At 72.4% G+C, this 22,474-nt stretch carries 22 protein-coding genes and 1 tRNA gene; 10 read left to right on the plus strand and 13 right to left on the minus strand.

Going from position 1 to position 22,474, the window contains the following annotated elements:
• Positions 1-45: 45 nt before the first annotated feature.
• The 3 genes from OHA30_RS11270 to OHA30_RS11280 all read right to left on the minus strand — a co-directional run bounded on the left by OHA30_RS11270 (position 46) and on the right by OHA30_RS11280 (position 2,641).
• Positions 46-732, minus strand: a complete 687-nt coding sequence (locus OHA30_RS11270) for a class F sortase (RefSeq protein WP_328913685.1) — start codon at positions 730-732, stop codon at positions 46-48.
• Between the two features lie 5 nt (positions 733-737).
• Positions 738-1,688 carry a hypothetical protein gene (locus OHA30_RS11275; protein ID WP_328913686.1) on the minus strand — a complete coding sequence of 317 codons (951 nt, stop codon included), beginning with the start codon at positions 1,686-1,688 and terminating at the stop codon, positions 738-740.
• Positions 1,689-1,861: 173 nt separating this feature from the next.
• Positions 1,862-2,641: an HAD-IIA family hydrolase gene (locus OHA30_RS11280; RefSeq protein WP_328913687.1), complete on the minus strand. Its 780-nt coding sequence runs from the start codon at positions 2,639-2,641 to the stop codon at positions 1,862-1,864.
• 175 nt (positions 2,642-2,816) lie between these two features.
• Between OHA30_RS11280 and OHA30_RS11285 the strand changes: the two genes are divergently transcribed.
• Positions 2,817-3,884, plus strand: a complete 1,068-nt coding sequence (locus OHA30_RS11285) for a Gfo/Idh/MocA family oxidoreductase (protein WP_328913688.1) — start codon at positions 2,817-2,819, stop codon at positions 3,882-3,884.
• On the plus strand, positions 3,881-4,366 hold the full coding sequence (locus OHA30_RS11290) for a heme-degrading domain-containing protein (RefSeq protein WP_328913689.1): 486 nt from the start codon (positions 3,881-3,883) through the stop codon (positions 4,364-4,366). The genes OHA30_RS11285 and OHA30_RS11290 overlap by 4 nt, the downstream gene beginning before the upstream one ends.
• Before the next feature lie 75 nt (positions 4,367-4,441).
• On the opposite strand, the gene OHA30_RS11295 is transcribed toward OHA30_RS11290, so the two are convergent.
• Together OHA30_RS11295 and OHA30_RS11300 are read right to left on the minus strand one after the other, a co-directional pair.
• On the minus strand, positions 4,442-5,296 hold the full coding sequence (locus OHA30_RS11295) for a fumarylacetoacetate hydrolase family protein (RefSeq protein ID WP_328913690.1): 855 nt from the start codon (positions 5,294-5,296) through the stop codon (positions 4,442-4,444).
• Positions 5,297-5,472: 176 nt separating this feature from the next.
• A complete protein-coding gene (locus OHA30_RS11300; RefSeq protein WP_328913691.1) occupies positions 5,473-7,029 on the minus strand; it encodes a DUF445 domain-containing protein in 1,557 nt (518 codons plus the stop codon).
• Between the two features lie 115 nt (positions 7,030-7,144).
• Between OHA30_RS11300 and OHA30_RS11305 the strand changes: the two genes are divergently transcribed.
• Both OHA30_RS11305 and OHA30_RS11310 read left to right on the plus strand, forming a co-directional pair.
• Positions 7,145-8,278, plus strand: a complete 1,134-nt coding sequence (locus OHA30_RS11305) for an aminotransferase class V-fold PLP-dependent enzyme (protein WP_328913692.1) — start codon at positions 7,145-7,147, stop codon at positions 8,276-8,278.
• A gap of 122 nt (positions 8,279-8,400) precedes the next feature.
• Positions 8,401-9,555 carry a N(5)-(carboxyethyl)ornithine synthase gene (locus tag OHA30_RS11310; RefSeq protein ID WP_328913693.1) on the plus strand — a complete coding sequence of 385 codons (1,155 nt, stop codon included), beginning with the start codon at positions 8,401-8,403 and terminating at the stop codon, positions 9,553-9,555.
• A gap of 518 nt (positions 9,556-10,073) precedes the next feature.
• Here OHA30_RS11310 and OHA30_RS11315 read toward each other — a convergent pair.
• Entirely contained in the window at positions 10,074-10,940 is an 867-nt protein-coding gene (locus tag OHA30_RS11315; RefSeq protein WP_328913694.1) for a GNAT family N-acetyltransferase, read from the minus strand.
• Between the two features lie 239 nt (positions 10,941-11,179).
• On the opposite strand from OHA30_RS11315, the gene OHA30_RS11320 reads away from it, so the two are divergent.
• Positions 11,180-12,400 (plus strand): IS110 family transposase, encoded by a 1,221-nt coding sequence (locus OHA30_RS11320; protein WP_328911799.1) that lies wholly within the window; start codon positions 11,180-11,182, stop codon positions 12,398-12,400.
• Between the two features lie 130 nt (positions 12,401-12,530).
• On the opposite strand, the gene OHA30_RS11325 is transcribed toward OHA30_RS11320, so the two are convergent.
• The 4 genes from OHA30_RS11325 to OHA30_RS11340 all read right to left on the minus strand — a co-directional run bounded on the left by OHA30_RS11325 (position 12,531) and on the right by OHA30_RS11340 (position 16,129).
• Positions 12,531-13,484 (minus strand): ABC transporter ATP-binding protein, encoded by a 954-nt coding sequence (locus OHA30_RS11325; RefSeq protein ID WP_328913695.1) that lies wholly within the window; start codon positions 13,482-13,484, stop codon positions 12,531-12,533.
• Between the two features lie 160 nt (positions 13,485-13,644).
• Positions 13,645-14,211, minus strand: coding sequence for a hypothetical protein (locus tag OHA30_RS11330; protein ID WP_328913696.1), 567 nt, complete (start codon positions 14,209-14,211; stop codon positions 13,645-13,647).
• Positions 14,212-14,343: 132 nt separating this feature from the next.
• Complete coding sequence (locus OHA30_RS11335) at positions 14,344-15,219, minus strand: ABC transporter permease (RefSeq protein ID WP_405785615.1); 876 nt, start codon at positions 15,217-15,219, stop codon at positions 14,344-14,346.
• Positions 15,212-16,129 carry an ABC transporter permease gene (locus tag OHA30_RS11340; protein ID WP_328913697.1) on the minus strand — a complete coding sequence of 306 codons (918 nt, stop codon included), beginning with the start codon at positions 16,127-16,129 and terminating at the stop codon, positions 15,212-15,214. Before OHA30_RS11340 ends, OHA30_RS11335 begins: the two co-directional genes overlap by 8 nt.
• Positions 16,130-16,411: 282 nt before the next feature.
• Between OHA30_RS11340 and OHA30_RS11345 the strand changes: the two genes are divergently transcribed.
• A complete protein-coding gene (locus tag OHA30_RS11345; protein ID WP_405785614.1) occupies positions 16,412-18,757 on the plus strand; it encodes a transglycosylase domain-containing protein in 2,346 nt (781 codons plus the stop codon).
• A 54-nt stretch (positions 18,758-18,811) separates the two neighbouring features.
• On the opposite strand, the gene OHA30_RS11350 is transcribed toward OHA30_RS11345, so the two are convergent.
• Together OHA30_RS11350 and OHA30_RS11355 are read right to left on the minus strand one after the other, a co-directional pair.
• Positions 18,812-19,114, minus strand: a complete 303-nt coding sequence (locus tag OHA30_RS11350) for a GroES family chaperonin (RefSeq protein WP_328917825.1) — start codon at positions 19,112-19,114, stop codon at positions 18,812-18,814.
• 49 nt (positions 19,115-19,163) lie between these two features.
• Positions 19,164-19,490, minus strand: coding sequence for a DUF3618 domain-containing protein (locus OHA30_RS11355; RefSeq protein WP_328913698.1), 327 nt, complete (start codon positions 19,488-19,490; stop codon positions 19,164-19,166).
• Positions 19,491-19,593: 103 nt separating this feature from the next.
• On the opposite strand from OHA30_RS11355, the gene bcp reads away from it, so the two are divergent.
• The 4 genes from bcp (at position 19,594) to OHA30_RS11375 (ending at position 21,775) form a co-directional block, all read left to right on the plus strand.
• The gene (bcp, locus tag OHA30_RS11360; protein WP_328913699.1) at positions 19,594-20,061 is read left to right on the plus strand and encodes a thioredoxin-dependent thiol peroxidase; all 468 of its coding nucleotides are present in this window, start codon (positions 19,594-19,596) and stop codon (positions 20,059-20,061) included.
• A gap of 132 nt (positions 20,062-20,193) precedes the next feature.
• Positions 20,194-20,814 (plus strand): HNH endonuclease signature motif containing protein, encoded by a 621-nt coding sequence (locus OHA30_RS11365; protein WP_328913700.1) that lies wholly within the window; start codon positions 20,194-20,196, stop codon positions 20,812-20,814.
• Positions 20,814-21,668: an HNH endonuclease signature motif containing protein gene (locus OHA30_RS11370; protein ID WP_328913701.1), complete on the plus strand. Its 855-nt coding sequence runs from the start codon at positions 20,814-20,816 to the stop codon at positions 21,666-21,668. Before OHA30_RS11365 ends, OHA30_RS11370 begins: the two co-directional genes overlap by 1 nt.
• Before the next feature lie 32 nt (positions 21,669-21,700).
• Positions 21,701-21,775 (plus strand) — tRNA-Leu (locus OHA30_RS11375).
• Positions 21,776-21,819: 44 nt separating this feature from the next.
• Here the strand turns inward: OHA30_RS11375 and rdgB are convergent.
• A complete protein-coding gene (rdgB, locus tag OHA30_RS11380; RefSeq protein WP_328913702.1) occupies positions 21,820-22,425 on the minus strand; it encodes an RdgB/HAM1 family non-canonical purine NTP pyrophosphatase in 606 nt (201 codons plus the stop codon).
• Positions 22,426-22,474: the final 49 nt, after the last annotated feature.

The raw sequence follows: 22,474 nt of genomic DNA on the forward strand, positions 1-22,474 counted from the left end.
CGCGGGACGCGCGAGTCGTGGATCAAGCCGGCCGCAGGCCGGTGTTCAGGGGCGGCGCGAGCCGGTGAGCGCCGCGTAGACGACGACGTTCGCGGAGTACGCCTGCTTCGCCCGGTCGAACGTCCCCCCGCACGTGATCAACCGCAACTCAGGGCGATCCGTATCGCCCGTCCCGTACACCCGCTCCGCGTCGAAGTGGTCCTTCTCGACCACCTCGACCGCCTCCACGGAGAACTCCGCGACCGTCCCGTCCGCCCGCGTCACCGCCACCAGCGCACCCTTGCGCACGGTGCTGAGCGCGTAGAAGACCGCCGCGCGCGTCTCCGTGTCCACATGGCCGACGATCAGCGCGGCGCCGTTCTCCCCCGGCGTCGGCCCGTCCCGGTACCAGCCGGCGACCTCGGGCGTGGAGTACGGCGGCGGGTCGACCGCGCCGTCGACAAGTCCGCGCGGCACGACCTTCGCGTGCAGCCCGATCGACCCGACGTCGATACGTACGGGCGGCGACGCGGGCAGCGGATGGCGAGCGGCGTACACCCGCGCCGGGTGGTCCGCGGCGACAGCGGTCGGCGCGCGCCCGAGCCCCGCGGTGTCGACGGGGGCGCCCCCGTGCCCGTGCCCGAACAGCCACGCGGCCAGCAGAAGCAGTACGACCCCGGCGGTCGCCCAGGTCCGTCCGGGTGACCCCGCGCCCGGTTCGGCGTCGTCCTCACCACCGGCCCCGTCGGACACGGAGCTCAGCCGCGGGCAGCGACGCGGCGACGGCGGTGCCGGACGACAAGACCGGCCAGACCGGCCGCCGCGAAACCGCCGGTGGCCAGCAGCGGACCGGTGCTCGTACCGGCGGCCGCGGGCCCGGCCGCGAGCTGCGCGGTACCGCCACCGCCCGCCGGGACGGGGTTGACCGGCCGCCCCGGCTTGGTCGGTGAGGCCGACGCGGCGCCGCTGACGGTGATGGAGGCGGACGCGGAACCGGTCCCGCCGTCGCACTTCACGGAGATCGCGTAGGAGCCCTCGACCGCGTCGGACCTGATGAAGGCGCTGCCCTTGAGGCCGCCGTCGTCGGCGGAGGGCGCGAGGGTGACGGTGTCCACGAAGACCGCGGCGCTCGCCTTGGCCTTGCCGCCGGCCGTGCAGGAGGTCGCCAGGTGCAGGCTCACCACGCCGCCGGGGGCCACGGTCCGCGGCGAGACGTCCATGGCGCCGGACCCGCTCGCGCTGCCCGAAACGGAACCGGAAACCGAACCGGAAACCGAACCGGAAACGGAGCCGGAGACCGACCCGGAAACACCACCGGACCCGGACCCGGAGCCGCCACCCGAGCCGGAGCCGGAAGCCGAGCCGGCGACGGATCCGGACGCCGCCCCCGAGGCGGCACCGGAAAAGGCGCCCGACCCGGCGCCCGTCCCTCCCCCGAAGTCCGCGCCGGACACTCCCCCGAAGTCGGAGCCCGACGCTCCCCCGAAGTCCCCGGCCGACCCGACCGACCCGGCCGACCCGCCCGACCCGGCCGCGAAGTCCGTCCCGGCCCCCGCTCCCGCGGACGCGCCGCTCAGCGACGAGCCGCCGCCCGGCCCTCCTCCGCCCTCGTCGGCGAGTGCCTGGCCGGGGTTTCCTGACACTCCGCCGACGGTCAGGACGACCAGGGCGCTCGCGGCGACGACGACGGGCATTCTCAGGCCGGGCATGGGGACCTCCGCTCAGCCGGGAGCGGGGCTCGCGCCCGGTGCTTACGAAGATTCCGCCGTCGGCCCCCGCCCGCACTCCGGGCGGCCCCTCACTGACCCATCAGGATGAGCGATCCTCCACAGAAGGTGACGCCAAGGCCCAAGGCCGGGGCTCCGGGCTCCGGCCTCGGCTCTCAGATCTCCGCGACCAGGTCCGCGATCGAGTCCACGACCCGCGAGGGCCGGAACGGATAACGGTCGATGTCCTTGACCGTGGTCAGCCCGGTGAGCACCAGGAACGTCTCCATGCCCGACTCCAGGCCGGCCAGCACATCCGTGTCCATCCGGTCGCCGATCATCGCGCTGGACTCGGAGTGCGCGCCGATCGCGTTGAGCCCGGCCCGCATCATCAGCGGGTTGGGCTTGCCGACGAAGTACGGCGCCTTGCCGGTCGCCTTGGTGATCAGCGCGGCCACCGAGCCCGCGGCGGGCAGCACGCCCTCCGGCGACGGCCCGGTCTCGTCGGGGTTGGTGCAGATGAACCGCGCGCCGCCGTTGATCAGCCGGATCGCCTTGGTCAGCGCCTCGAAGCTGTACGTACGGGTCTCGCCGAGCACCACGTAGTCCGGGTCGTGGTCGGTCAGCACATAGCCCACGTCGTGCAGCGCGGTGGTCAGCCCGGCCTCGCCGATGACGTACGCGGTGCCGCCGGGCCGCTGGTCGTCCAGGAACTTCGCGGTGGCCAGCGCCGAGGTCCAGATATTGGTGACGGGCACGTCGAGGCCCATCCGGGAGAGCCGGGCGTGCAGGTCGCGCGGGGTGTAGATCGAGTTGTTGGTCAGCACCAGGAAGGGCTTGCCGGAGTCCTTGAGCCGCTTGAGGAAGTCCTCGGCGCCGGGGATGGGCGTGCCTTCGTGGATCAGCACCCCGTCCATGTCGGTGAGCCACGACTCGATGGGCCTGCGTGTCGACACGGATCAGCTCTCCTGTCCTGGGCACTGCGTCTCGTACCGCTCCTGCGTACGGCTTCCCAGCGTAGCCGGGGTCCGCGGCGGCCGACCCGGCCGTCCCGCGTCCCGGCCGGGGCCCGACGGTCGCCGGACGCGGCCGGGGTGGCACACCGGTCGCAGATGTTGCGAGAGTGGACGCATGAGCATTCCCGGCACCACCGCCCTGCGCGTCGGTCTGGTCGGCTACGGCCCGGCCGGTTCCTTCTTCCACGCGCCGCTGATCGCCGCCACCCCAGGGCTGGTCCTGGACACCGTCGTCACCGGCAGCCCCGAGCGCCGGGAACGGGCGCTCGCCGAGCACCCGGGCATACGGTTCGCCGACACCGCGGACGAGCTGTGGGCGCGCGCGGACGAACTGGACCTGGTGGTGCTGGCCTCCCCCAACCGCACCCACGTCCCGCTGGCCTCGGCCGCGCTGGCGGCCGGGCTGCCGGTCGTCGTGGACAAGCCGGTCGCCGGGACCGCGGCGGAGGCCCGTCGGCTCGCCGCGCTCGCCGAGGAGCACGGACTGCTGCTCACCGTCTTCCAGAACCGCCGCTGGGACAGCGACTTCCTGACCCTGCGGGCGCTGCTGGAGCGCCGTGAGCTGGGCGAGGTGCGGCGCTTCGAGTCCCGTTTCGAGCGCTGGCGCCCGCAGCTCAAGGGCGGCTGGCGGGAGTCCGGCGACCCGGCGGAGATCGGCGGGCTGCTCTACGACCTCGGCAGCCACCTCGTCGACCAGGCGCTGACCCTCTTCGGCCCGGCCCGGCTGGTCTACGCCGAGAGCGATGTACGGCGGCCGGGCGCCGCGGCCGACGACGACGACTTCCTCGCGATCACCCATGTCAACGGGGTCCGCTCACATCTGTGGATGAGCGCCACGACCGCCCGGCTCGGGCCGCGCTTCCGGGTACTGGGCAGCACCGGCGGCTTCGTCACCCACGGGCTCGACCCCCAGGAGGCCGATCTGCGGGCCGGGCGGCGGCCGGGGCGCGGCGCCGCGTGGGGCGCGGAACCGGAATCCGCGTGGGGCACGGCCGGCACGGACGAGGCCGTACGGCCGGTGCCGTCGCTGCCCGGCGACTACCCCGCCTTCTACGCCGCGGTCGAGACCGCCCTGCGCGACGGTACGCCGCCGCCGGTCACCGCCCTGGAGGCCGCGGCCGCGCTCGAAGTCATCGAGGCCGCCCGTCGATCCGCCCGCACCGGAAGGACGGTGGAGCTGTGAGCGAGGATCTGCTGGCCGAACTGACCGAGCAGGAGGAGGCGTTGATCCTCCCCCGCTTCACCCACGAAGACGCCTGGCGGCTGGGATGCCTGCTGGTGGGGCTGGCCAAGGAGCGCGGCGCCGCCGTGACCGTGGACATCAGACGCGGCACCCATCAGCTCTTCCACTACGCGCTGTACGGCACCAGCCCGGACAACGACGCGTGGCTGGAGCGCAAGGCCCGGGTGGTGGAGCGCTACGGGGCCAGCTCGCTGCTGGTCGGCGAGCGTTTCCGGGCCCGGGGGACGACTTTCGAGGCGTCCTCCCGGCTGGACCCGGACCGCTACGCCGCGCACGGCGGCGCGTTCCCCCTGCGGGTCACCGGGGTGGGCGTGGTGGGCGTCGTCGGCGTCTCCGGCCTTCCCCAGGCCGAGGACCACGCCCTGGTGGTCACGGCCATGAGCCGCTTCGTCGAGGAGATCCGCACCTCCTGGTCGGCCTGACCCCGGCCGGCCGCCGCCCGCGCCTGGCCCCCGACCCGTGCCCGGGACGGGGGCCAGGCCCGCGACGGCGCGCGGTCAGGCCGGGGCGAACTGCTGGCGCTGGCGGCCCAGACCTTCGATGCTCAGCTCGACCACGTCGCCGCCCCGCAGATACGGCTTCGGGTCCGGCTGCCCGAGCGCCACCCCCGCCGGGGTCCCCGTGTTGATCACGTCGCCCGGGTAGAGCGTCATGAAGTGGCTGAGGTAGCGGACCACCTCGGCCACCGGGAAGATCTGGTCGGCGGTCGAACCGTCCTGCTTCAGCTCCCCGTTGACCCACAGCCGCAGCGGCAGCCGCTGCGGGTCGGCGATCTCGTCGGCGGTCACCAGCCAGGGGCCCAGCGGGTTGAACGTCTCGCAGTTCTTGCCCTTGTCCCACTGGCCGCCGCGCTCGATCTGGAAGGCCCGCTCGGAGACGTCGTGCGCGATCGCGTAACCCGCGACGGCGGCCATCGCCTCCTCGTGCGAGGCCGCGTACCGCAGCTCCCGGCCGATGACGACGGCCAGTTCGACCTCCCAGTCGGTCTTCTCGCTGCCGCGCGGCACCAGCACCGTGTCGTCGGGGCCGACCACCGTGTCGGGGGCTTTCATGAAGACGACCGGCTCCGCGGGCGGCTGCGCCCCGGTCTCGGCGGCGTGCGCGTGGTAGTTGAGGCCGATGCAGACGATCTTGCCGATCCGGGCCAACGGCGGGCCGACCCGCAGCGCCGGGTCGAGGGCGGGCAGCGAGCCGTCGGCCCCGGCGGCGGCCACCCGCTCCAGCGCGGCCCCGTCGGCGAGCAGCGTGCCGTCGATGTCGGGCACGAGGCCGCTGAGGTCCCGCAGTACGCCCTCGTGGTCCAGCAGGGCCGGGCGCTCCGCCCCGGCGGGTCCGACTCGCAGCAGTTTCACAGTGGCACTCCGTACGTTCGAGGTCGGCGAGGTCATCCGATGTCTGGTCCGATCCTCCGATCTTGATCCCCGCTCACGCAAGCCCCGGTTCATCCCGTGGACGGCGAAACCCCCGCAGAGATCCGAGCAACCGGCCCCCACCGCACGCCTCAACCGCCCCACGGCTTCCGCGCGCCTCAGCCGCCCGCCACCCGGGAGATCGCGAAGATCAGCAGTCCGGCCAGCGCGCCCACCACCGTGCCGTTGATCCGGATGAACTGCAGATCGCGTCCCACATGCGCCTCGATCTTCCGCGAGGTCTGGTCCGCGTCCCAGCCCGCGACGGTCTCGCTGATCAGCGAGGTGATCTCGTCCCGGTAGGTCGTCACCAGATACGTCGCCGCGTCCTCCAGCCAGCTGTCGACCTTCGTCTGGAGCCGGGCGTCGGCGGACATCCGGCCGCCCAGCGAGAGCAGCGAGGCGCGGGCGCGCAGCCGCAGTTCGCTGCGCTCGTCCTCGGCCGCGGCGACCATCATGCCGCGGACCGAGCCCCACGCCGACGCGATCAGCTCCTGCACCTCGCCGCGCGCCAGCAGATCCTTCTTCAGCCGCTCGACCCGCGCCCGGGTGTCCGGGTCGGACTGCAACTCCCCCGCGAAGTCGCCCAGGAAGCGGTCCACCGCGCCACGCGCCGGGTGCTCCGGCGAATCGCGCATCTCGGTGACGAACCGCAGCAGTTCCTTGTAGACCCGCTCGCCGACCTTGCGGTCCACGAACCGCGGGGTCCAGCCCGGCGCCCCGCCCTGCACCGCGCCCATCACCGAGTCGCCGTGCTCGACCAGCCAGTCGTGGGCCCGTACGCACATCAGGTCGACCATCCGGCGGTGGCCGCCGTCGGCGACGACCCGTTCCAGCAGCTTGCCCAGGCCCGGCGCGACCTCCTGGGCGTCCGCCCGCCGGGTGATCGCCTCGCCGACCACGGCCTGCACGTCGGAGTCGCGCAGCACGGTGAGCATGCCGCGCAGCGCGGCCGACGCCTGTTCGGTGACCCGGTCGGCGTTCGCGGGCTCGGCGAGCCAGTGGCCGAGCCGCCCGCCGACGCCGACCGACCGCAGCCGAGCCCGTACGACATCGGCCGACAGGAAGTTCTCGCCGACGAACTCGCCCAGGCTCGCGCCCAGCGCGTCCTTCTTCGTCGGGATGATCGCGGTGTGCGGGATGGGCAGGCCGAGCGGGCGGCGGAAGAGCGCGGTCACCGCGAACCAGTCGGCGAGCGCGCCGACCATCCCCGCCTCCGCGGCGGCGGCCACGTACCCCGCCCACGAGCCCGCGCCGCGTGAGTCGGCCCATTTGGCCAGCGCGTAGATCACGGTCGCGGCCAGCAGGAAGCCGGTCGCGATCAGCTTCATCCGGCGCACCCCTCGGCGCCGCCCGGCGTCCGGGTCGGGGACGGTCACGGGCGCGACGGACCCGGGCGGGGGCAGGGGCGCGGATCCGGGGGCCGGCCCCTTCCCGGGCGCCGGAGCGGCCCCGGGGCCCTGTCCCCCACCGGGCGGGAGCGCGGACCGGGGGCTCAGTCCCTCACCCGGCCCGGACCGCGCTCCCACGGGCGGCGACGTCGAAAGTCGCGGCCCCGGCCCCGCGCCCGGCCCTGACGCCGCCGGGCTCGGCCCTGACGCCGCCGTCGGGCCGGTGTCAGGCCCTGACCTGGGCCCCGGCTCGTGCCCTGGCCCGTTCGCTGTCCCCGTGTCCATCGGCTCCACCCGCGTATTCTCACCGCCACTGACAGTCTGTGAACGTACAACGGGTTCCCGGCGCCTCCCGGTGGCGCCGGGGAACCGCCGTCCCGTCCCCCCGAGGAGCACCCGAATGACAGCGCGGCACACCACCGGAGGGCTGCCCGGTTACGCCGAGCACTTCGAGGAGCCCGAGGGCTATCTCGACTTCGCACGCTACGGCCCGCCCTCCCGCGATGTGCTCGCCGCGACCGCCGACGCGCTGGGCAGGTCCGCGCGGGCCGGCCGGGACACCGTCGACGAGCTGATGGGCGCCGAGCAGCGCGCGAGGCAGGCGGCGGCCCGGCTCGCGGGCACGGACGAGGACCGTACGGTGCTGCTGCCGAACGCCTCCACCGGGATGTTCCACGCCGCCTTCGGCCTGCGCGCGGGCACGGTTCTGGTGCCGGGGACCGACTTCCCCGCCAACCACTACCCGTGGCGCCGTTCCGCCGAGCTGGGCCGGGCCGTCCCGCGCTGGCTGGCGCCCGACCCGCGCGGCCGGATCACCGCCGACACCGTACGGGCCGCGCTGACCGGCGACGTGGTGGCGGTCTCGGTCAGCGCGGTGGACTTCCGTACCGGACAGCGGGCGGACCTGGCCGCGCTGCGGGAGGCGATCGGACCTGACCGGCTGCTGATCGTGGACGCGATCCAGGGCTTCGGGGTGGCCGAGCTGCCCTGGCAGGCGGCCGACGTGGTGGTCGCGGGCGGCCAGAAGTGGCTGCGGGCGAGCTGGGGGACCGGTTTCGCCACCCTCTCCGACCGGGCCCTGGAGCGTCTTGAGCCCACCCTGACCGGCTGGACCGGCGTCGAGGACGTGGCCGCCTTCGACGACCGCGCGCACCCGCCCGCCGCCGGGGCACAGCGCTGGAGCCTCACCAACCTCAGCCCGGTCACGGCGGCGGCCTTCGAGGCGGCGCTCGGCCTGGTCGAGCGGGTCACCGTACGCGCGATCGAGGCGCACATCGCCACGCGGGTGGACGGGATCATCGAGGCGGTACGCGGCTGCGGCGGCGAGATCCTCTCGCCCGTCGACCCGGCCGAGCGGGCGGGCATCGTCGCCTTCCGCGTCCCGGACCGGCCGGTCGCCGAGGTGGCGAAGGCCCTGCACGTCCACGAGGTGACCCCGACGGTCCGGGACGACTCCGTACGGCTGTCCGCGCACGCGTCGACCTCCGAGGCCGCCGTCGACCGGGTACGGGCGGCCCTGGCGGCCCTGCGCTGAACCGGCGGCGGCGCGCGGGTCCGCGCCCCCGCTTCCAGGCGCGCGGAACCCCTCCCCCGTACCCGCGAGCGGCACGGCCCCAGCCGCGGGTGTGTTACACAGGGATTAACCAAAGGGGCATTTTGCAGCAGCTCAAGCTCGGAATCATGTCGCAGACGCGCAAGGAGAACGAGCACCGTCTGCCCGTCCACCCCGCGCATTTCGAACGCATCGACGCGGATCTCCGCGAGAGCGTGTATCTCCAGAACGGCTACGGAGAGTTCTTCGGCGTCCCCGACGCCCAGCTGGCGCCCTACGTCGCCGGTTTCCGCAGCCGCGAGGAACTCATCGCCGAGTGCGAGGTCATCCTGCTGGCCAAGCCGCTCCACGAGGACCTGGCCGAGCTCCGCGACGGCCAGATCCTGTGGGGCTGGCCGCACTGTGTGCAGGACGAGAAGGTCACCCAGACCGCCATCGACCGCAGGCTGACCCTGATCGCCTTCGAGGCGATGAACCACTGGACGCGCAGTGGCTCGTTCAATCTGCATGTCTTCCACAAGAACAACGAGCTGGCCGGCTACTCCTCCGTCCTGCACGCCATGCAGCTGACCGGTGTCACCGGGGACTACGGGCGGCGGCAGCGCGCGGTCGTGATCGGCTTCGGCGCGACCGCCCGTGGCGCGGTGACCGCGCTCAGCGCGCTGGGGGTGCACGACGTCGACATCCTCACCGCCCGTGGGGTCACGGCCGTCAGCTCGCCCATCCACTCCGCGCGGATCGTGCACTTCGACCACGACGAGGCCGACGACACGCTCGACCCGCGCCGCAGCCACGCGCTGACCGAGGACGGCCCCGTGCCGCTGGCCGGGTTCCTCGCCGGGCACGACATCATCGTCAACTGTGTCCTCCAGGACACCGACGCGCCGCTGATGTTCCTGATAAAGGACGACCTGGCCAAGCTGGCGCCCGGCACGCTGGTCGTCGACGTGTCCTGCGACGAGGGCATGGGCTTCGAGTGGGCCCGGCCCACCACCTTCACCGAGCCGATGTTCACGGTCGGCGACCACGTCAACTACTACGGCGTGGACCACAGCCCGTCCTATCTGTGGAACTCCGCGACCTGGGAGAACAGCGAGGCGCTGCTGCCGTATCTGCGTCCCGTGCTGAGCGGGCCGGACGGCTGGGACGCCGACGACACGATCCGCCGCGCGATCGAGATCCGCGGCGGCGAGGTGCAGAACCCGAAGATCCTCGCCTTCCAGCACAGGTCCCCGAAATACCCCCACCCCGCCCACTGACCCGACGCCCGCGGACCGCGGCCCCGGGGCCGCCCGACGGCAGGTGCGGCCTCCGGGGCCGGGGGCGGCCCGGACCATCACCGCCGGTTGGTGACCTCGGCGGCAGCCGCCCGCCCGGGAGCACGACCGACCCGCTGACCCGGCGGTCACCGAGGCCCCCGGGCCACCCCACTCACCGCCGAACGGCAGGTGCGGCCCCGGGGCCGGTCTGCGGGCCGGACCGTCGCCGGGTGCCCCGCCCGGGTGCGCGGAGTCGGCGGGCAGCCGACGGGGGCCGCCGGCACGGCCCGCCGCGCGGCCCCGAGCGCGCGGCCGCCGACGTGGGGCGACATGCGGCGGACGTGTCGGACCACAGCCGCCGCGTCGGCGGCTCGGCCCGCGTGGCGAGTCGGGCCGAGGCCCGGGGACGGAACCACAACCGCCGCGTCGGCGGCTTGGCGCGTCCGCCGTGAGGAGCGGGGAAGCGCGGCGGTCGTGCTGGTGGGGGCGGCGGCGGGACGCGTGAAGTCTCGGAGCCGTCAGCCGAGTTCGAGGGTGGTCGTGCCGTAGACCGCTTCCGTACGCGGGTCCGGCGCGTCCCCCGTGTACATCCGCAGGCACTCCCAGGTCGGGGCGAGGCCCCGCGACGTGGCCAGGGCGGACGCGGCCGGGTGGAGGTCGGGGATGTCGATGGCGACCTCCGCGTCCGCGGGGAGGGTCGCGGTGAGGGCGTCGAAGACGGTGGCGGCCGCTTCGGGGGTGTCGGCGAACAGGGGCCCGACGCGGTGGCTCTCGTGGGCGGGGCGGATGACGCCGTAGCCGAGGACCCGGGCCGGGTCCTCGGGATCGAGCAGGACGCGGGCGGTGTGACCGTCCGCGGTGAGCCAGCGGCGGACGAAGTCGGCGCGGTCGGCGGGGAAGCAGCCGAGGTCGTAGGCGGCGATGGCCTCGTGGTGGTGCGGGGCCACCGGTACGGCGGCGGACGACCCGTGTGCCGCCGTACCGACCGCCGCCGGGCGGCCGACGTGGCGGACGTTGCCGTACGCCGGGCGGAATCCGGAGCGGGCGTAGGCGGCCTGCTGGGCCGGGACCGCGTCGAGGCCGATGACCCGGCCGTCGGCGTGCGGCAGGGCCGCCTTCCAGGTCGCGAGGCCGAGTCCGCGCCCGCGGTACGCCTCGTCGACCAGGTAGTGGCCGAGGAAGGCGTAGGCGGGCGAGTACACCACGACGGAGACCGCCGAGACGATCCGGCCGTCGATCCGGCCGACGAAGAAGCCGGCCGGGTCGGTGGGCAGGAAGCGGGACGCGTCCCCGTGGCCGGGGTTCCAGCCTTCCCTGGCGGTCCAGGCCGCGATCGTGTCCCAGTCCGCCGCGGTCGCCTCGGTGACGGTCAGGTCGTCGCTCATTAGAGGACCATCCCTTCTGCAGCCCTCTTCGGTAGGGTTGTGACCTCTCGGTCCCGGCGGGTGCATGGCCATCGTCGCGAGCCGTTCGACGGCCAGCGTGAGTTCTGCCAGCCCTGCCGGGCCGAGGCCGTCTGATCGGCTTCAGGGACACGCCCCGCAGAGGGCCGATTAATGAGCTCCCGGCAGACGACCTCACCACCGGGCAGGTGCTCCGTCAGCAGTACAGGAGTACGACGCACGTGTTCATCGGATGGGACTGGGCGAGCGAAACCCATGACGTGACGGTCATGGACGAGTCCGGCAAACGCATCGACCGGTGGGAACTGGCCCACACCGAGGAGGGCTTCGCCAAGACCCTGGCACGGCTGCGTCAGCACGGCGCCCCGCAGAATCTGCCGGTCGCGATCGAGACCACCCGCGGCCTGGCCGTCGACCGGCTGCTGGCCGCGGGCCACCCGATCGTGCCGGTGCACCCGAACGCCTTCCACGCCATGCGAGCGCGCTGGGGTGCTTCCAAGGCCAAGACCGACGCGGGCGACAGCATGAAACTCGCCGACTACCTGCGCACCGACGGCCACCTGCTGCCCCGCCTGGAACCCACCGAGCAGGCCACCCTCGACCTCCAGGCCCTCACCCGGACCCGTGCCGACCACATCGAGGCCAAGGTCGCCGCTGTCAACCAGCTCGCCGCGCTGCTGGACGAGCACTGGCCCGGCGGCAAGGCCGTCTTCGCCGAGCTGGACAGCGACATTGCCATCGCGTTCCTGGAGCGATACCCCACCCCGGCCGCAGCGGCCAACCTCACTGCCGGACGACTCGAAGCCTGGTGCAAGCGCCACCACTACTCCGGCCGCAAGCCCGGCACGGTGCTGATCGAACGGCTGCGTTCGGCCCCGAAGGCGGCCTCCCGCCTCAGCGAAGCCGTCGTCAGGCAGCTCGTGCGCGTCCAGGCCCAGCTCGTGCAGGGCATACGCATGACCATCCGTGCCCTGGACAAGGCCATCGCCGAGGCGGTCGAAACCCACCCCTACGCGCCGCTGTTCGCCACCATGCCGCGCATCGGCAAAGTCAACCTCGGCCAGATCATCGGCGAGATCGGCCCGATCCTCGAACGCGCCCAGACCTGCGAGCAGCTCATCGCCGAGGCCGGTGTCGTCCCCGTCACCCGTGCCTCGGGCAAGTCCCGCACGGTCGCCTTCCGCTTCGCGACCAACCGCAGAGCCCGCGTCGCACTCACGACCTTCGCCGACAACAGCCGGCATGGCAGCCAGTGGGCCGCCAAGATCTACACCGACGCCCGGAACCGCAAGAAGCGACACCCCCACGCCGTCCGCATCCTCGCCCGATCCTGGCTCCGGGTGATATGGGCCTGCTGGCGCACCGGCACCTGCTACGACCCCGCCACCCACCAAGCCAACTACAAGATCAACACGGCCACCGACACGCCCCTGGCGGCATAGAGGTTGACTCAGGAAACTCACGCGTGAACTCCTCTGAACAGGTGCGGGGTTGGAGGGGCACCCTGCCCAACGGCCCCGGGCCCGTCGAGGCAACGGTCCCGTCCGGGCGACAATCCCGCGGCGGCGACCGCTACTTCGCGCCGTACATCCGCGCGATCACGTCCTCGATCGCGGGCTCGCGCACCGAGAGGTCGACCAGCGGGTAGCGGGCGGCGACCGAGGCGACCAGGGGCGCGGCGCTCGCGGCCGAGGGGAAGGCCAGCCACTGCCGGGGGCCCTCGACACGTACGGTCCTGGCGCCCGGGACCTCCACCGACGGGAGTTCGTGCGCGAAGTCGACGACCAGCGTGCGTTCGCTCTCGCCCACCTCGTGCAGACCCGCCAGATCGCCGTCGTACATCAGCCTGCCGTGGTCGATGACCATGACCCGGCGGCACAGCGTCTCGATGTCCGTGAGGTCGTGCGTGGTGAGCAGCACGGTGGTGCCGCGCTCGGCGTTGTAGTCGCGCAGGAAGTCCCGGACCCGGGTCTTGCTGATCACGTCGAGACCGATGGTCGGCTCGTCCAGGTACAGCACCTCGGGGTCGTGCAGCAGCGCGGCCGCGATGTCGCCGCGCATCCGCTGGCCGAGCGAGAGTTGCCGTACCGGGACGTCCAACAGCGGCCCGAGGTCGAGCAGTTCGACGCACTCGTCGAGGTTGCGGGCGTAACGGGCCTCCTCGATCCGGTACATGCGGCGGACGAGCTGGTACGAGTCGCGCAGCGGCAGGTCCCACCAGAGAGTCGTGCGCTGGCCGAAGACGACGCCGATTCTGCGGGCCAGCCGGGCCCGCTCCCGGGTCGGGTCGATGCCGCAGACCCGGATCCGGCCGCCGCTGGGGTTGAGGATGCCGGTGAGCATCTTGATCGTGGTGGACTTGCCCGCGCCGTTCGGCCCGATGTAGCCGACGATCTCGCCGCGCGGCACGGTGAAGGAGATGCCGTCCACCGCCCGCACCTGGTGGCGCTCGCGGCGCAGCACCCCGGCCTTGCGGCGGACGTCGAAGACCTTCTCGACACCGTCGAGTGCGATGATCGGCTCCACGTCGGCCCTCCCGGCCCCGGTTGCGTGCTGTGGGCGTCCCCGCCCCGGAAACGGGACCGCGCCGCGTACGAGGATCGCACCGATGCCCGTACGGCACACCCGCTTTTCCACCGGCCCGCACGGAGTTCCGCCCGCGCGGGTGACGGCGGGGAGACCGGCCTCAGTGGCCGCCGCTGGGACGGTCGCACGCGGCGTGGTCGGGGTAGCCGGAGAAGGCGTCCGCCTTGGTGGTGGCGCGGTCCAACGTGCCCTCCAGGCACAGCGGATAGGTGTCGATGGCGAAGCCGACCCCGGTGGGACCGTTCTGGTACGCGCGCACCACCCCCTCGGGGTAGCCGAGGCCGATGAGGGCGCCGCGGGTGTTCTCCGGGTCGAAGTCGCCGCGCTCACGCAGGGGTTCGAGCGCGTCCTCGATCCGCCCGACGGCCGCGATCCCGTCGCAGCGGACCTGGCCGTGCGGCGGGAAGGGGACCATGAAGCCGTGGTTCTCGGCGTAGTGGTCGGTGGGCGGTACGGACGGGTCCCCGGTGTCCGCGCTCGCCGGTGGCGCCGGAGTGGCGGTCTCGCCGGGGCACGGGAAGTCCAGCGGCGTGGTCGGCGTCACCGCCGCGGCCCGCGAGGGCCTGACGGCCCCGGTGTCGTCCCCCGGCCGCTCGGTTCCGCACCCCGCCGCGAGCACGGTCACCGCCGCCACCGCCGCCAGGCGTATCGCCTTGATCGTCGTCATCCCCCGATCCTTCCCCGCCCCTCCGACAGCCGTCATGAGTCCGCCTGCTCAAGTCCTCCCGCCGCGATGGCCGGGCGGCCGCCGGCGCCGGGCCGAGAAAGCCGGGAAAGCCGGGAAAGCCGGGAAAGGGGGTCAGCTGCCGGTGCTGCGGTAGGTGCGGAGGCCCGCGCGCCAGGCCAGGCCGGCGAGGGCGCAGCAGAGCGCGGCAACCAGCGGGGAGGCGAAGTCCACCCACCCGGGCAGGCCCAGCGGGTCGGGCTCGCCGAGGATGCGCAGGGCCGGCAGCCAGTTGACGAAGGCGAGCGGCACCATGAAGGTCACCCCCCGGACCAGCTCGCGGGAGAAGATGCCCGGCGGGTACTGGAGCATCGTGTTGCCGCCGTACGTCACCGAGTTCTGCACCTCGGAGGCGTCACCGGCCAGGAACTGGAAGGCCGCCCCGCACACGAAGACCGCGCAGAACAGCGCCGCGCCCGACCCCAGCATCATCGGCACCATCAGCACCTTGACCGGTGTCCAGTCCACGTCCACCCGCGTCAGCGCCCAGCCGAACACCAGCAGCCCCTGGGTGATCCGGCCGAGCCGGCGCAGCGCGAACCGGTCCGCGGCCACCTGCGCGAGCACCGGCACCGGCCGCAGCAGCAGGACGTCGAGCGTGCCGTCGCGCACCCGCCGCCCGAGCCGGTCCATCGACCCCATCAGCAGATCGGCGACCCCGAAGGCCGTGCTGGTCGAGCCGTAGAGGAACGCCACCTCGGGCAGTGTGAAGCCGCCCAGCACCGTGATGTGCGAGAACATCAGCACGATCGTGACGAAGTCCAGCCCGGTCGCCGCGAAGTTGCCGAGCGCGGTGAGCAGGAAGGACGTGCGGTAGGCCATCGTGGACCGCACCCACATGCCGGTGATCAGCAGATACGTCCGTACCGCCTCGGCCGCGCGGGACCGCTCCGGCGCCCGGTCCGTGACGGTGACCGTCACGTCCGGGACTTCGAGCCCTGCCTCAGCCACCCTGGACCACCACCCTGCGGGTCGCCATCGCCTGGAGCGCCCGGCCCGCGCCGAGCAGCAGCGCCGCCCAGCCCGCCTGGAACGCCAGCGCCAGCAGCGCGTCGCTCCCCCGGTGCCGACCGAGCATCACGTCGGCGGGCACCTGGAGCATCGCCGCCCACGGCAGCGCCCGCGCCAGTTCGCCCAGCCAGCCGGGGAAGACGGTCAGCGGCAGCAGCATCCCGGAGAAGAACAGCCCGGCCAGCCAGACCACCTGGCTCACCCCGGCGCCGTCCAGCAGCCAGAAGGCGCTGAGCGCCACCAGGAAGCGGACCGCGAAGCTCACCATCACCCCCAGCGCCACCGACACCAGGAACAGCGCCCAGGTCAGCGCGTCCGACGGCAGGGCGATGGTGAAGACCAGCGCCCCGAAGACCATCGGCGCCACCCCGCGCCCGAGCAGATGGAAGCCGGCCCGGCCCAGGTCCGACGACAGCCACCAGCCCTGGAGGTCGGCCGGCCGGTAGAGGTCCACCGCGATGTCGCCGGACCTGATCCGTTCCATCAGCTCGTCCTCGAAGCCGCCGCCCATCAGTGCCAGCGGCGCCAGCAGCGCCTGCCCGATCCAGACGTACGTCAGCGCCTGCGGCTCCGTGTAGCCGCCGAGGTGCGGGCGCTGGTCCCACAGGGCGATGTAGCTGTACGTGATGATGAAGCCGAAGACGGTGTTGGTGACGACCCCCGCGGCGGTCGCCGTGCGGTAGGTCGCGTACCGGCGGAAGCCGCGCACCACGACAGCCGCGTAGAAGCCCCCGGACCACCCGTCTGACCCGTCGGACCCGCCGAATCTCTTGTCGGGCCGGGCCACCGGCACCGCGCCCGGCCCCTCGCCGGCCTCACCTCCAGGCGAGTCGTCCAGGACCCCGCTCATCCCTGTGAACCCCCTCACATCGCCCGGCACACGAGCCGCAGAGCCTAAACCCCCACCGGCCCCGCCCGCCAACGGATTTCCTGGCCCGATCGGGTGAGCGGGTCCGCCGTACGGCCTGTCACAGCCCTGTCACGGATGCGTGCCGCCGATCCGCGATGGGCAGATGATGCGACAGTGTGGAAGGAGGAGGGCTACGTGGGTGTACGGGAGCGTACGTAACGATTGGTCCACCATGTTCCGCCGCGGACCAACCCCGGCGGCGGCCGAGGAGTCCCCAGAGACATGAGTGACCACGCGAACCGGACGAGTGCGAACGGCGGCTACGCCACCTGGGGCCCACGCCCGATGCTCACCGACCGTCGCGGCCGCCCCCACCGGACCGGCCTGCGGCGGCTGCTGCCCACCTGGCGGATGGCGACCGGTGGCATCCTCGGCTTCCTCCTGCTGGTGATCGGCGCCTTCTTCGTCGGCTACGCCATGGTCTCCATCCCCGACGCGAACGCGGCCGCCGTCGCCCAGAACAATGTCTACCTCTACGCCGACGGCAAGACCGAGATCGCCCGCGACGGCGCCGTCAACCGGCAGAACGTGCCGCTGAGCGAGGTCTCGGAGAAGGCCAGGTACGCGGTGCTCTCCGCGGAGGACCGCAACTTCTACCACGAGTCCGCGGTCAGCCCGAAGGCGATGGTCCGCGCCGCCTGGAACACCGCCACCGGCAAGGGCCGCCAGTCCGGCTCGACGATCACCCAGCAGTACGTGAAGAACTACTACCTGAACCAGAACCAGACCGCGACGCGGAAGGTCAAGGAGTTCTTCATCTCGATCAAGCTGGACCGCAACCAGTCCAAGGACGACATCCTCGAGGGCTACCTCAACACCAGCTACTACGGCCGCAACGCGTACGGCATCCAGGCCGCCGCCCAGGCGTACTTCGGCACGGACGCCGCCGACCTGAACACCGCGCAGGGCGCCTACCTCGCCACGCTGCTCAACGCCCCCAGCGAGTACGACCTGTCCGCCCACCCGGAGAACGCGCACGCCGCCGAGGCCCGCTGGAACTACGTCCTGGACGGCATGGTCAAGGAGGGCTGGCTCAGCGCCTCCGAGCGCAAGGCCACGGCCTTCCCGAAGATCGACAAGCCCAAGCCCTCCGCCAGCAAGGCGGGCCAGCGCGGCTACATCGTCGAGGCCGTCAACCGCTATCTCGCCGATCATCACATCGTCGACGCCGACACCCTGCGCCGCGGCGGCTTCCGGATCGTCACCACGATCCAGAAGCCCAAGGAGGACGCCTTCGTCCAGGCCGCGCAGAAGAACGTGTACGACAAGCTCGGGCACACCAAGGCCGACAGCTACGTCCGGGCCGGCGGCGTCTCCATCGACCCGGCGACCGGCGACGTCGTCGCGCTCTACGGCGGCGTCGACTACACCAAGCAGTACGTGAGCAGCGCCACCAACGGCACCTACCAGCCCGGGTCGACCTTCAAGCCCGTGCTGTTCACGGCGGCAGTGCAGCACGGCTCGCAGACCGAGGACGGCGAGCCGATCACCCCGAACACCGTCTACGACGGCACCAACAAGCGCCCGGTGCAGGGCTCCGACGGCCCGGTCGGCTACGCGCCCTCGAACGAGGACGACGTCTCGTACGGCCCGATCACCGTCACCCGCGCGATGGACAAGTCGGTCAACGCGGTCTTCGCGCAGATGGCACAGGACGTCGGCACGTCCAGGGTCATAGACACCGCGCACGACCTGGGCATGCCCGCCTCGGTCGACATCCCCAAGACCCCGGCGATGGCGCTCGGCGCCTTCGGCCGGCCCAGCGCCAGCCCGCTGGACATGGCCCAGGTGTACGCGACGCTCGCCAACCACGGCAAGGAGATCCCGTACTCGCTGGTGCTCGGCGTCAGCAAGGACGGCCACGACCTGGGGCTGCCGGCCCGCCACGCGACGCAGTCCGTGCCGCGGTCGGCCGCCGACACCACGACCTCCGTGCTGCGCAGCGTGGTCGACAGCCCCGGCGGGACCGCGGCCGTCGCCCAGAACTCCGGCTGGCCGTCGGCGGCCAAGACCGGCACGGCCGAGGACGACAAGGCCGCGTGGTTCGCCGGTTACACGCCCAAGCTGGCCACCGTCGTCGCGGTGCTCGGCATGGACCCGGACACCGGGGCGCAGAAGTCGCTCAGCGGCTCCATGGGCCTGCCGCGGATCAACGGCGGCGGCGCGCCCGGCGACATCTGGTCCGCGTACACCTCGGCCGCGCTCGCCGACACGCCGGTGACCGGCTTCCATCTGAACCTCCAGGACGGGGCCGACACCACCTCGTCGGCGGGCGACGAGCCGACCGACACGCCGAGCTCACAGCCGGCGACCGACGAGCCGTCCACCACCACCGCGCCGCCGTCCACCGGCACGACGCCGGCGACGACCCCGCCCCCGGCCACCACCACCGCGCCGCCACCGCCGCCGCCGACCGAGACCGCGCCGGGCGGCGGGGAACAGCAGCCGCCGCCGACCGGTGGGGCGGGGCCGATCGGCGGGCCGACGGGGGCGCCGGACGCGGAAGACCAGGACGACACGCACTCCCATGAGGGGCGCGGCGGGCAGGTCCGTCCGGACACAGGGTGAGCGCGGGGGCGGTTCGGCCGCGGGCCGCCCCTACGCCCTCGGGGAGCCGGGGGCCTACAGATACAGCCCCGTGGAGTCGTCCGTGCCCTGGAGCCGCTCGGCGGCCACGGCGTGCAGATCGCGCTCGCGCATCAGCACGTACGCCACGCCCCGCACCTCGACCTCGGCCCGGTCCTCCGGGTCGTAGAGCACCCGGTCGCCGACCTCCACGGTCCGTACGTTCTGGCCCGCCGCGACGACCTCCGCCCAGGCCAGCCTGCGGCCGACGGCCGCGGTCGCCGGGATCAGGATGCCGCCGCCGCTGCGGCGCTCGCCCTCCGCGGTGTCCTGCCGTACGAGGACACGGTCGTGCAGCATACGGATGGGCAGCTTGTCGTGCTCACTGTTCGAACTCACGGCCACGACGTTACCGGCGGCGGCGCCGTACCGTCAGACCGGCCGCCAACGCCACGAGCGCCGCACCGGCCACCGCGGCCGGCACGATCCGCTCGGGGCGCGGCGCGCCGTCGTCCGTCACGAAGTGCGCCCTGGCCCGGCCGATCGCGCGGTTCGCCGCGACATACGCCTGGCCGACGCTGCGGTCGAGCGCGGAGACGGCCTTCGCCTTGGTGTCCCGCGCGATCGTGACGGGGTGCACCCGTACCGCGATCTCGTCGAGCGTGTCCGCGAGGTCCTGCCGTCTGCGGGAAATCTCCGCCTCGATCTGAGCGGGCGTCCTGGCACCTTCCGACACCGCACTGCCTCCATCGCCTGATTCGGTAGCGTTCGGACAGTCTGTCAGTACGACGCGGCGCGCGCCTCGTCGGCACCCCCGTTTGCCTGAGGAGCTTTTCCCCATGTCCGACCGTCTCGCCCCCGGCGACACCGCACCCGCCTTCACCCTCCCGGACGCGGACGGCAAGCCCGTCTCCCTCGCCGACCACCTCGGCCGCAAGGTGATCGTCTACTTCTACCCGGCCGCCCTGACCCCCGGCTGCACCAAGCAGGCGTGCGACTTCACCGACAACCTCGACGTGCTGGCCACCGCCGGGTACGACGTGCTGGGCGTCTCGCCGGACAAGCCGGAGAAGCTGGCGAAGTTCCGCGAGCAGGAGTCCCTGAAGGTCACGCTGCTCGCCGACCCGGACAAGGCCACGCTGACCGCCTACGGCGCGTACGGGGAGAAGGTGAACTACGGCCGGACGGTGATGGGTGTGATCCGCTCCACCTTCGTCGTGGACGAGGCCGGAAAGATCGCCCACGCCTTCTACAACGTCAAGGCCACGGGCCACGTCGCCAAACTCCTCCGCGACCTCAAAATCTGACCCTGCCTCACGAACGGCCCGCCCGCCCTCCGCCCGGCCGGGCCGTTCCCGCCCCCGACGTGACTCCGCCCCGCCTCCTTCGTTACTCCGTACGAGGGCCCGAACGAGCGCCCGGATCGGAGGAGAGGGAACGTGGCGGCCAGGTATACACGCGAACGGCTGGAAGAGGCAGCTCGCGAATTCCGGCACATCGACGACGCGGTGCGCTGTTGCGGAGGGCATCCGACGCCCGGCAGCAGGCGCTATCTACGTCAGAAAATGGCAGAAGCGGGCATAGACATCTCGCACCTTGCCACGCATCGGGTCCGGCACACTGAGAGCCGACTGCGTGAGGCCGTAGCCGCTTCCACCAGCATCATGGATGTCGTGCGTTACCTGGGCATCAGCCAGGTGGGTGGCAATCAGGCCCACATCAGCCGCCGGATCGCTGCCCTGGGCATCGACATCTCCCACTTCGCACGTGTCCGCACAGCACGCCCGCGGCCGGCGGTGAAGAGTCCTCTCCGTCTGCTCGACCCTGAGCAGGGCCGGATCCCCGGTCAGCGGCTACGCCGGGCGCTGCTTGGTATCGGGGGGGACGAGCGGTGCGCGCTGTGTGGTACCGGATCGGAATGGAACGGTAAGCCGCTCAAACTCGAAGTCGACCATATCAGTGGCGAGTGGTGGGACAACCGTCCGCACAATCTGCGGCTCCTCTGCCCCAACTGTCATGCGGTCACCGACACCTACCGTGGTCGAAAGGCGGTGTCCTGATGGCCGGGACCAGATACACCCGTGATCTGCTGTCACAGACGGCTGCCGAGGCGACCAGCCTGGTGGAGATGCTGCGATGCCTGGAATCGCCCATTGGCAGTGGCCCCCTGAACTACCTGCGCCGCAGACTGGCGCATCACGCCATCGACACGTCGCACTTCGTGGCGGAACCTCTTCCACCCCGCCGGAGACAGACCTATACAAAGGAGCAACTCCAAGCGGCGGCCGCACATGCGCACAGCATCCGGGGTGTGCTTGAGTATCTGGGCCGCCATCCGGGTGACAGTTCGTACAGCTACGTCAGAAAGAAGCTCCACCAATTCGGCATCGACACCACCCACTTCACAAGTGGCCGTGGGTACGGTCCACTCATCGTCCCGAGAGAGACGCTCGCGGCAGCGGTAGCCGCGTCTACGAGCCTGGCGGGTGCACTCAGAGTTCTTCGCATGAGCGACAACGCGGCGGCACGCACGCGGGTGAAGCACAGCCTGGAAACGCACGGCATCACGACAGCCCACTTCACCGGACAGAGACACTTCCGGGGCAGCGTCTCGCCCCACCGAAAATCCGCCGAGGAGGTTCTGCGTCGTCAGGACCCCGGCTCGAACCGCGTCAGAATCCCCATGTTGAGGCGGGCTCTTGACGAACTCGGAGTGGCCCACGTCTGCACCGCGTGCGGGACAGGCGACAACTGGCAGGGCAAGCAGCTGGTCCTGGAGATCGACCACATCAGCGGAGATCGGTTGGACAACCGCCGCGAGAACCTCCGGTATCTGTGTCCCTCCTGCCACAGCCAGACGAGCACCTTCTCGAACCGGTCCCGTCGTACCGCGACTACGGAAGCCCGGCTCTGAACCGGGTTCACAACTGGGTACAGTAGCGTTGCGGGCCCGTACCCCAGCTGGCCAGAGGGCGCCGGTTTAGATCCGGTGTGTCGTGGGTTCGAGTCCCACCGGGCCCACCGCACAGGCGAGGCACTCAAAGAGTGTCTCGCCTTTTCGCCGGTCAGGCGAGGAGGGCGGCGATCTGGGGGGCCAGGGCGCGGAAGGCCTTGCCGCGGTGGGAGATCGCGTTCTTCTCCGCCGCCGTCAGCTCGGCGCAGGTCCGTGTGTCACCGTCCGGCTGGAGAATCGGGTCGTACCCGAAGCCGCCGTCCCCCACCGGGGTGTACCGCAGTGTCCCGGTCAGCCGCCCCTCGGCGACCCGCGCGATGCCGTCCGGCAGCGCGAGCGCCGCCGCGCAGGCGAAGTGCGCGGCCCGGTGCTCCTCCCCGATGTCACCGAGCTGCGCGAGCAGCAGCGCGAGGTTCCCCGCGTCGTCGCCGTGCCGGCCGGCCCAGCGGGCGGAGAAGATCCCGGGCGCGCCGCCGAGCACGTCGACGCAGAGCCCGGAGTCGTCGGCGACCGAGGGCAGCCCGGTCGCCTCGGCCAGCGCCCGCGCCTTGAGCAGCGCGTTCTCGGCGAAGGTGACGCCGGTCTCCTTGACGTCGGGGATCTCGGGGTAGGCGTCGGCGCCGACGAGTTCGACGTCGAGCCCGGTGTCGGCGAGGATCGCGCGGAGCTCGCTGACCTTGTGGGCGTTGCGGGTGGCGAGTACGAGGCGGCGGGTCATGGCGTGGTCATCCCGGGGGTGCGGAAAACGGTGGGGTGGCGGCGGTACG

Source organism: Streptomyces sp. NBC_00223 (genome assembly GCF_036199905.1).
In the GTDB taxonomy this organism is placed as follows: domain Bacteria; phylum Actinomycetota; class Actinomycetes; order Streptomycetales; family Streptomycetaceae; genus Actinacidiphila.

Excerpts from the sequence above, each read along its gene's own strand:
- rdgB (WP_328913702.1), bottom strand. The coding sequence starts at position 22,425 with ATGACCCGCCGCCTCGTACTCGCCACCCGCAACGCCCACAAGGTCAGC.
- OHA30_RS11305 (WP_328913692.1), top strand. The coding sequence starts at position 7,145 with ATGACAGCGCGGCACACCACCGGAGGGCTGCCCGGTTACGCCGAGCAC.
- OHA30_RS11350 (WP_328917825.1), bottom strand. The coding sequence starts at position 19,114 with ATGCTGCACGACCGTGTCCTCGTACGGCAGGACACCGCGGAGGGCGAG.
- OHA30_RS11285 (WP_328913688.1), top strand. The coding sequence starts at position 2,817 with ATGAGCATTCCCGGCACCACCGCCCTGCGCGTCGGTCTGGTCGGCTAC.
- OHA30_RS11330 (WP_328913696.1), bottom strand. The coding sequence starts at position 14,211 with ATGACGACGATCAAGGCGATACGCCTGGCGGCGGTGGCGGCGGTGACC.
- OHA30_RS11275 (WP_328913686.1), bottom strand. The coding sequence starts at position 1,688 with ATGCCCGGCCTGAGAATGCCCGTCGTCGTCGCCGCGAGCGCCCTGGTC.
- OHA30_RS11345 (WP_405785614.1), top strand. The coding sequence starts at position 16,412 with ATGAGTGACCACGCGAACCGGACGAGTGCGAACGGCGGCTACGCCACC.
- OHA30_RS11300 (WP_328913691.1), bottom strand. The coding sequence starts at position 7,029 with ATGGACACGGGGACAGCGAACGGGCCAGGGCACGAGCCGGGGCCCAGG.
- OHA30_RS11315 (WP_328913694.1), bottom strand. The coding sequence starts at position 10,940 with ATGAGCGACGACCTGACCGTCACCGAGGCGACCGCGGCGGACTGGGAC.
- OHA30_RS11370 (WP_328913701.1), top strand. The coding sequence starts at position 20,814 with ATGGCCGGGACCAGATACACCCGTGATCTGCTGTCACAGACGGCTGCC.
- OHA30_RS11340 (WP_328913697.1), bottom strand. The coding sequence starts at position 16,129 with ATGAGCGGGGTCCTGGACGACTCGCCTGGAGGTGAGGCCGGCGAGGGG.
- bcp (WP_328913699.1), top strand. The coding sequence starts at position 19,594 with ATGTCCGACCGTCTCGCCCCCGGCGACACCGCACCCGCCTTCACCCTC.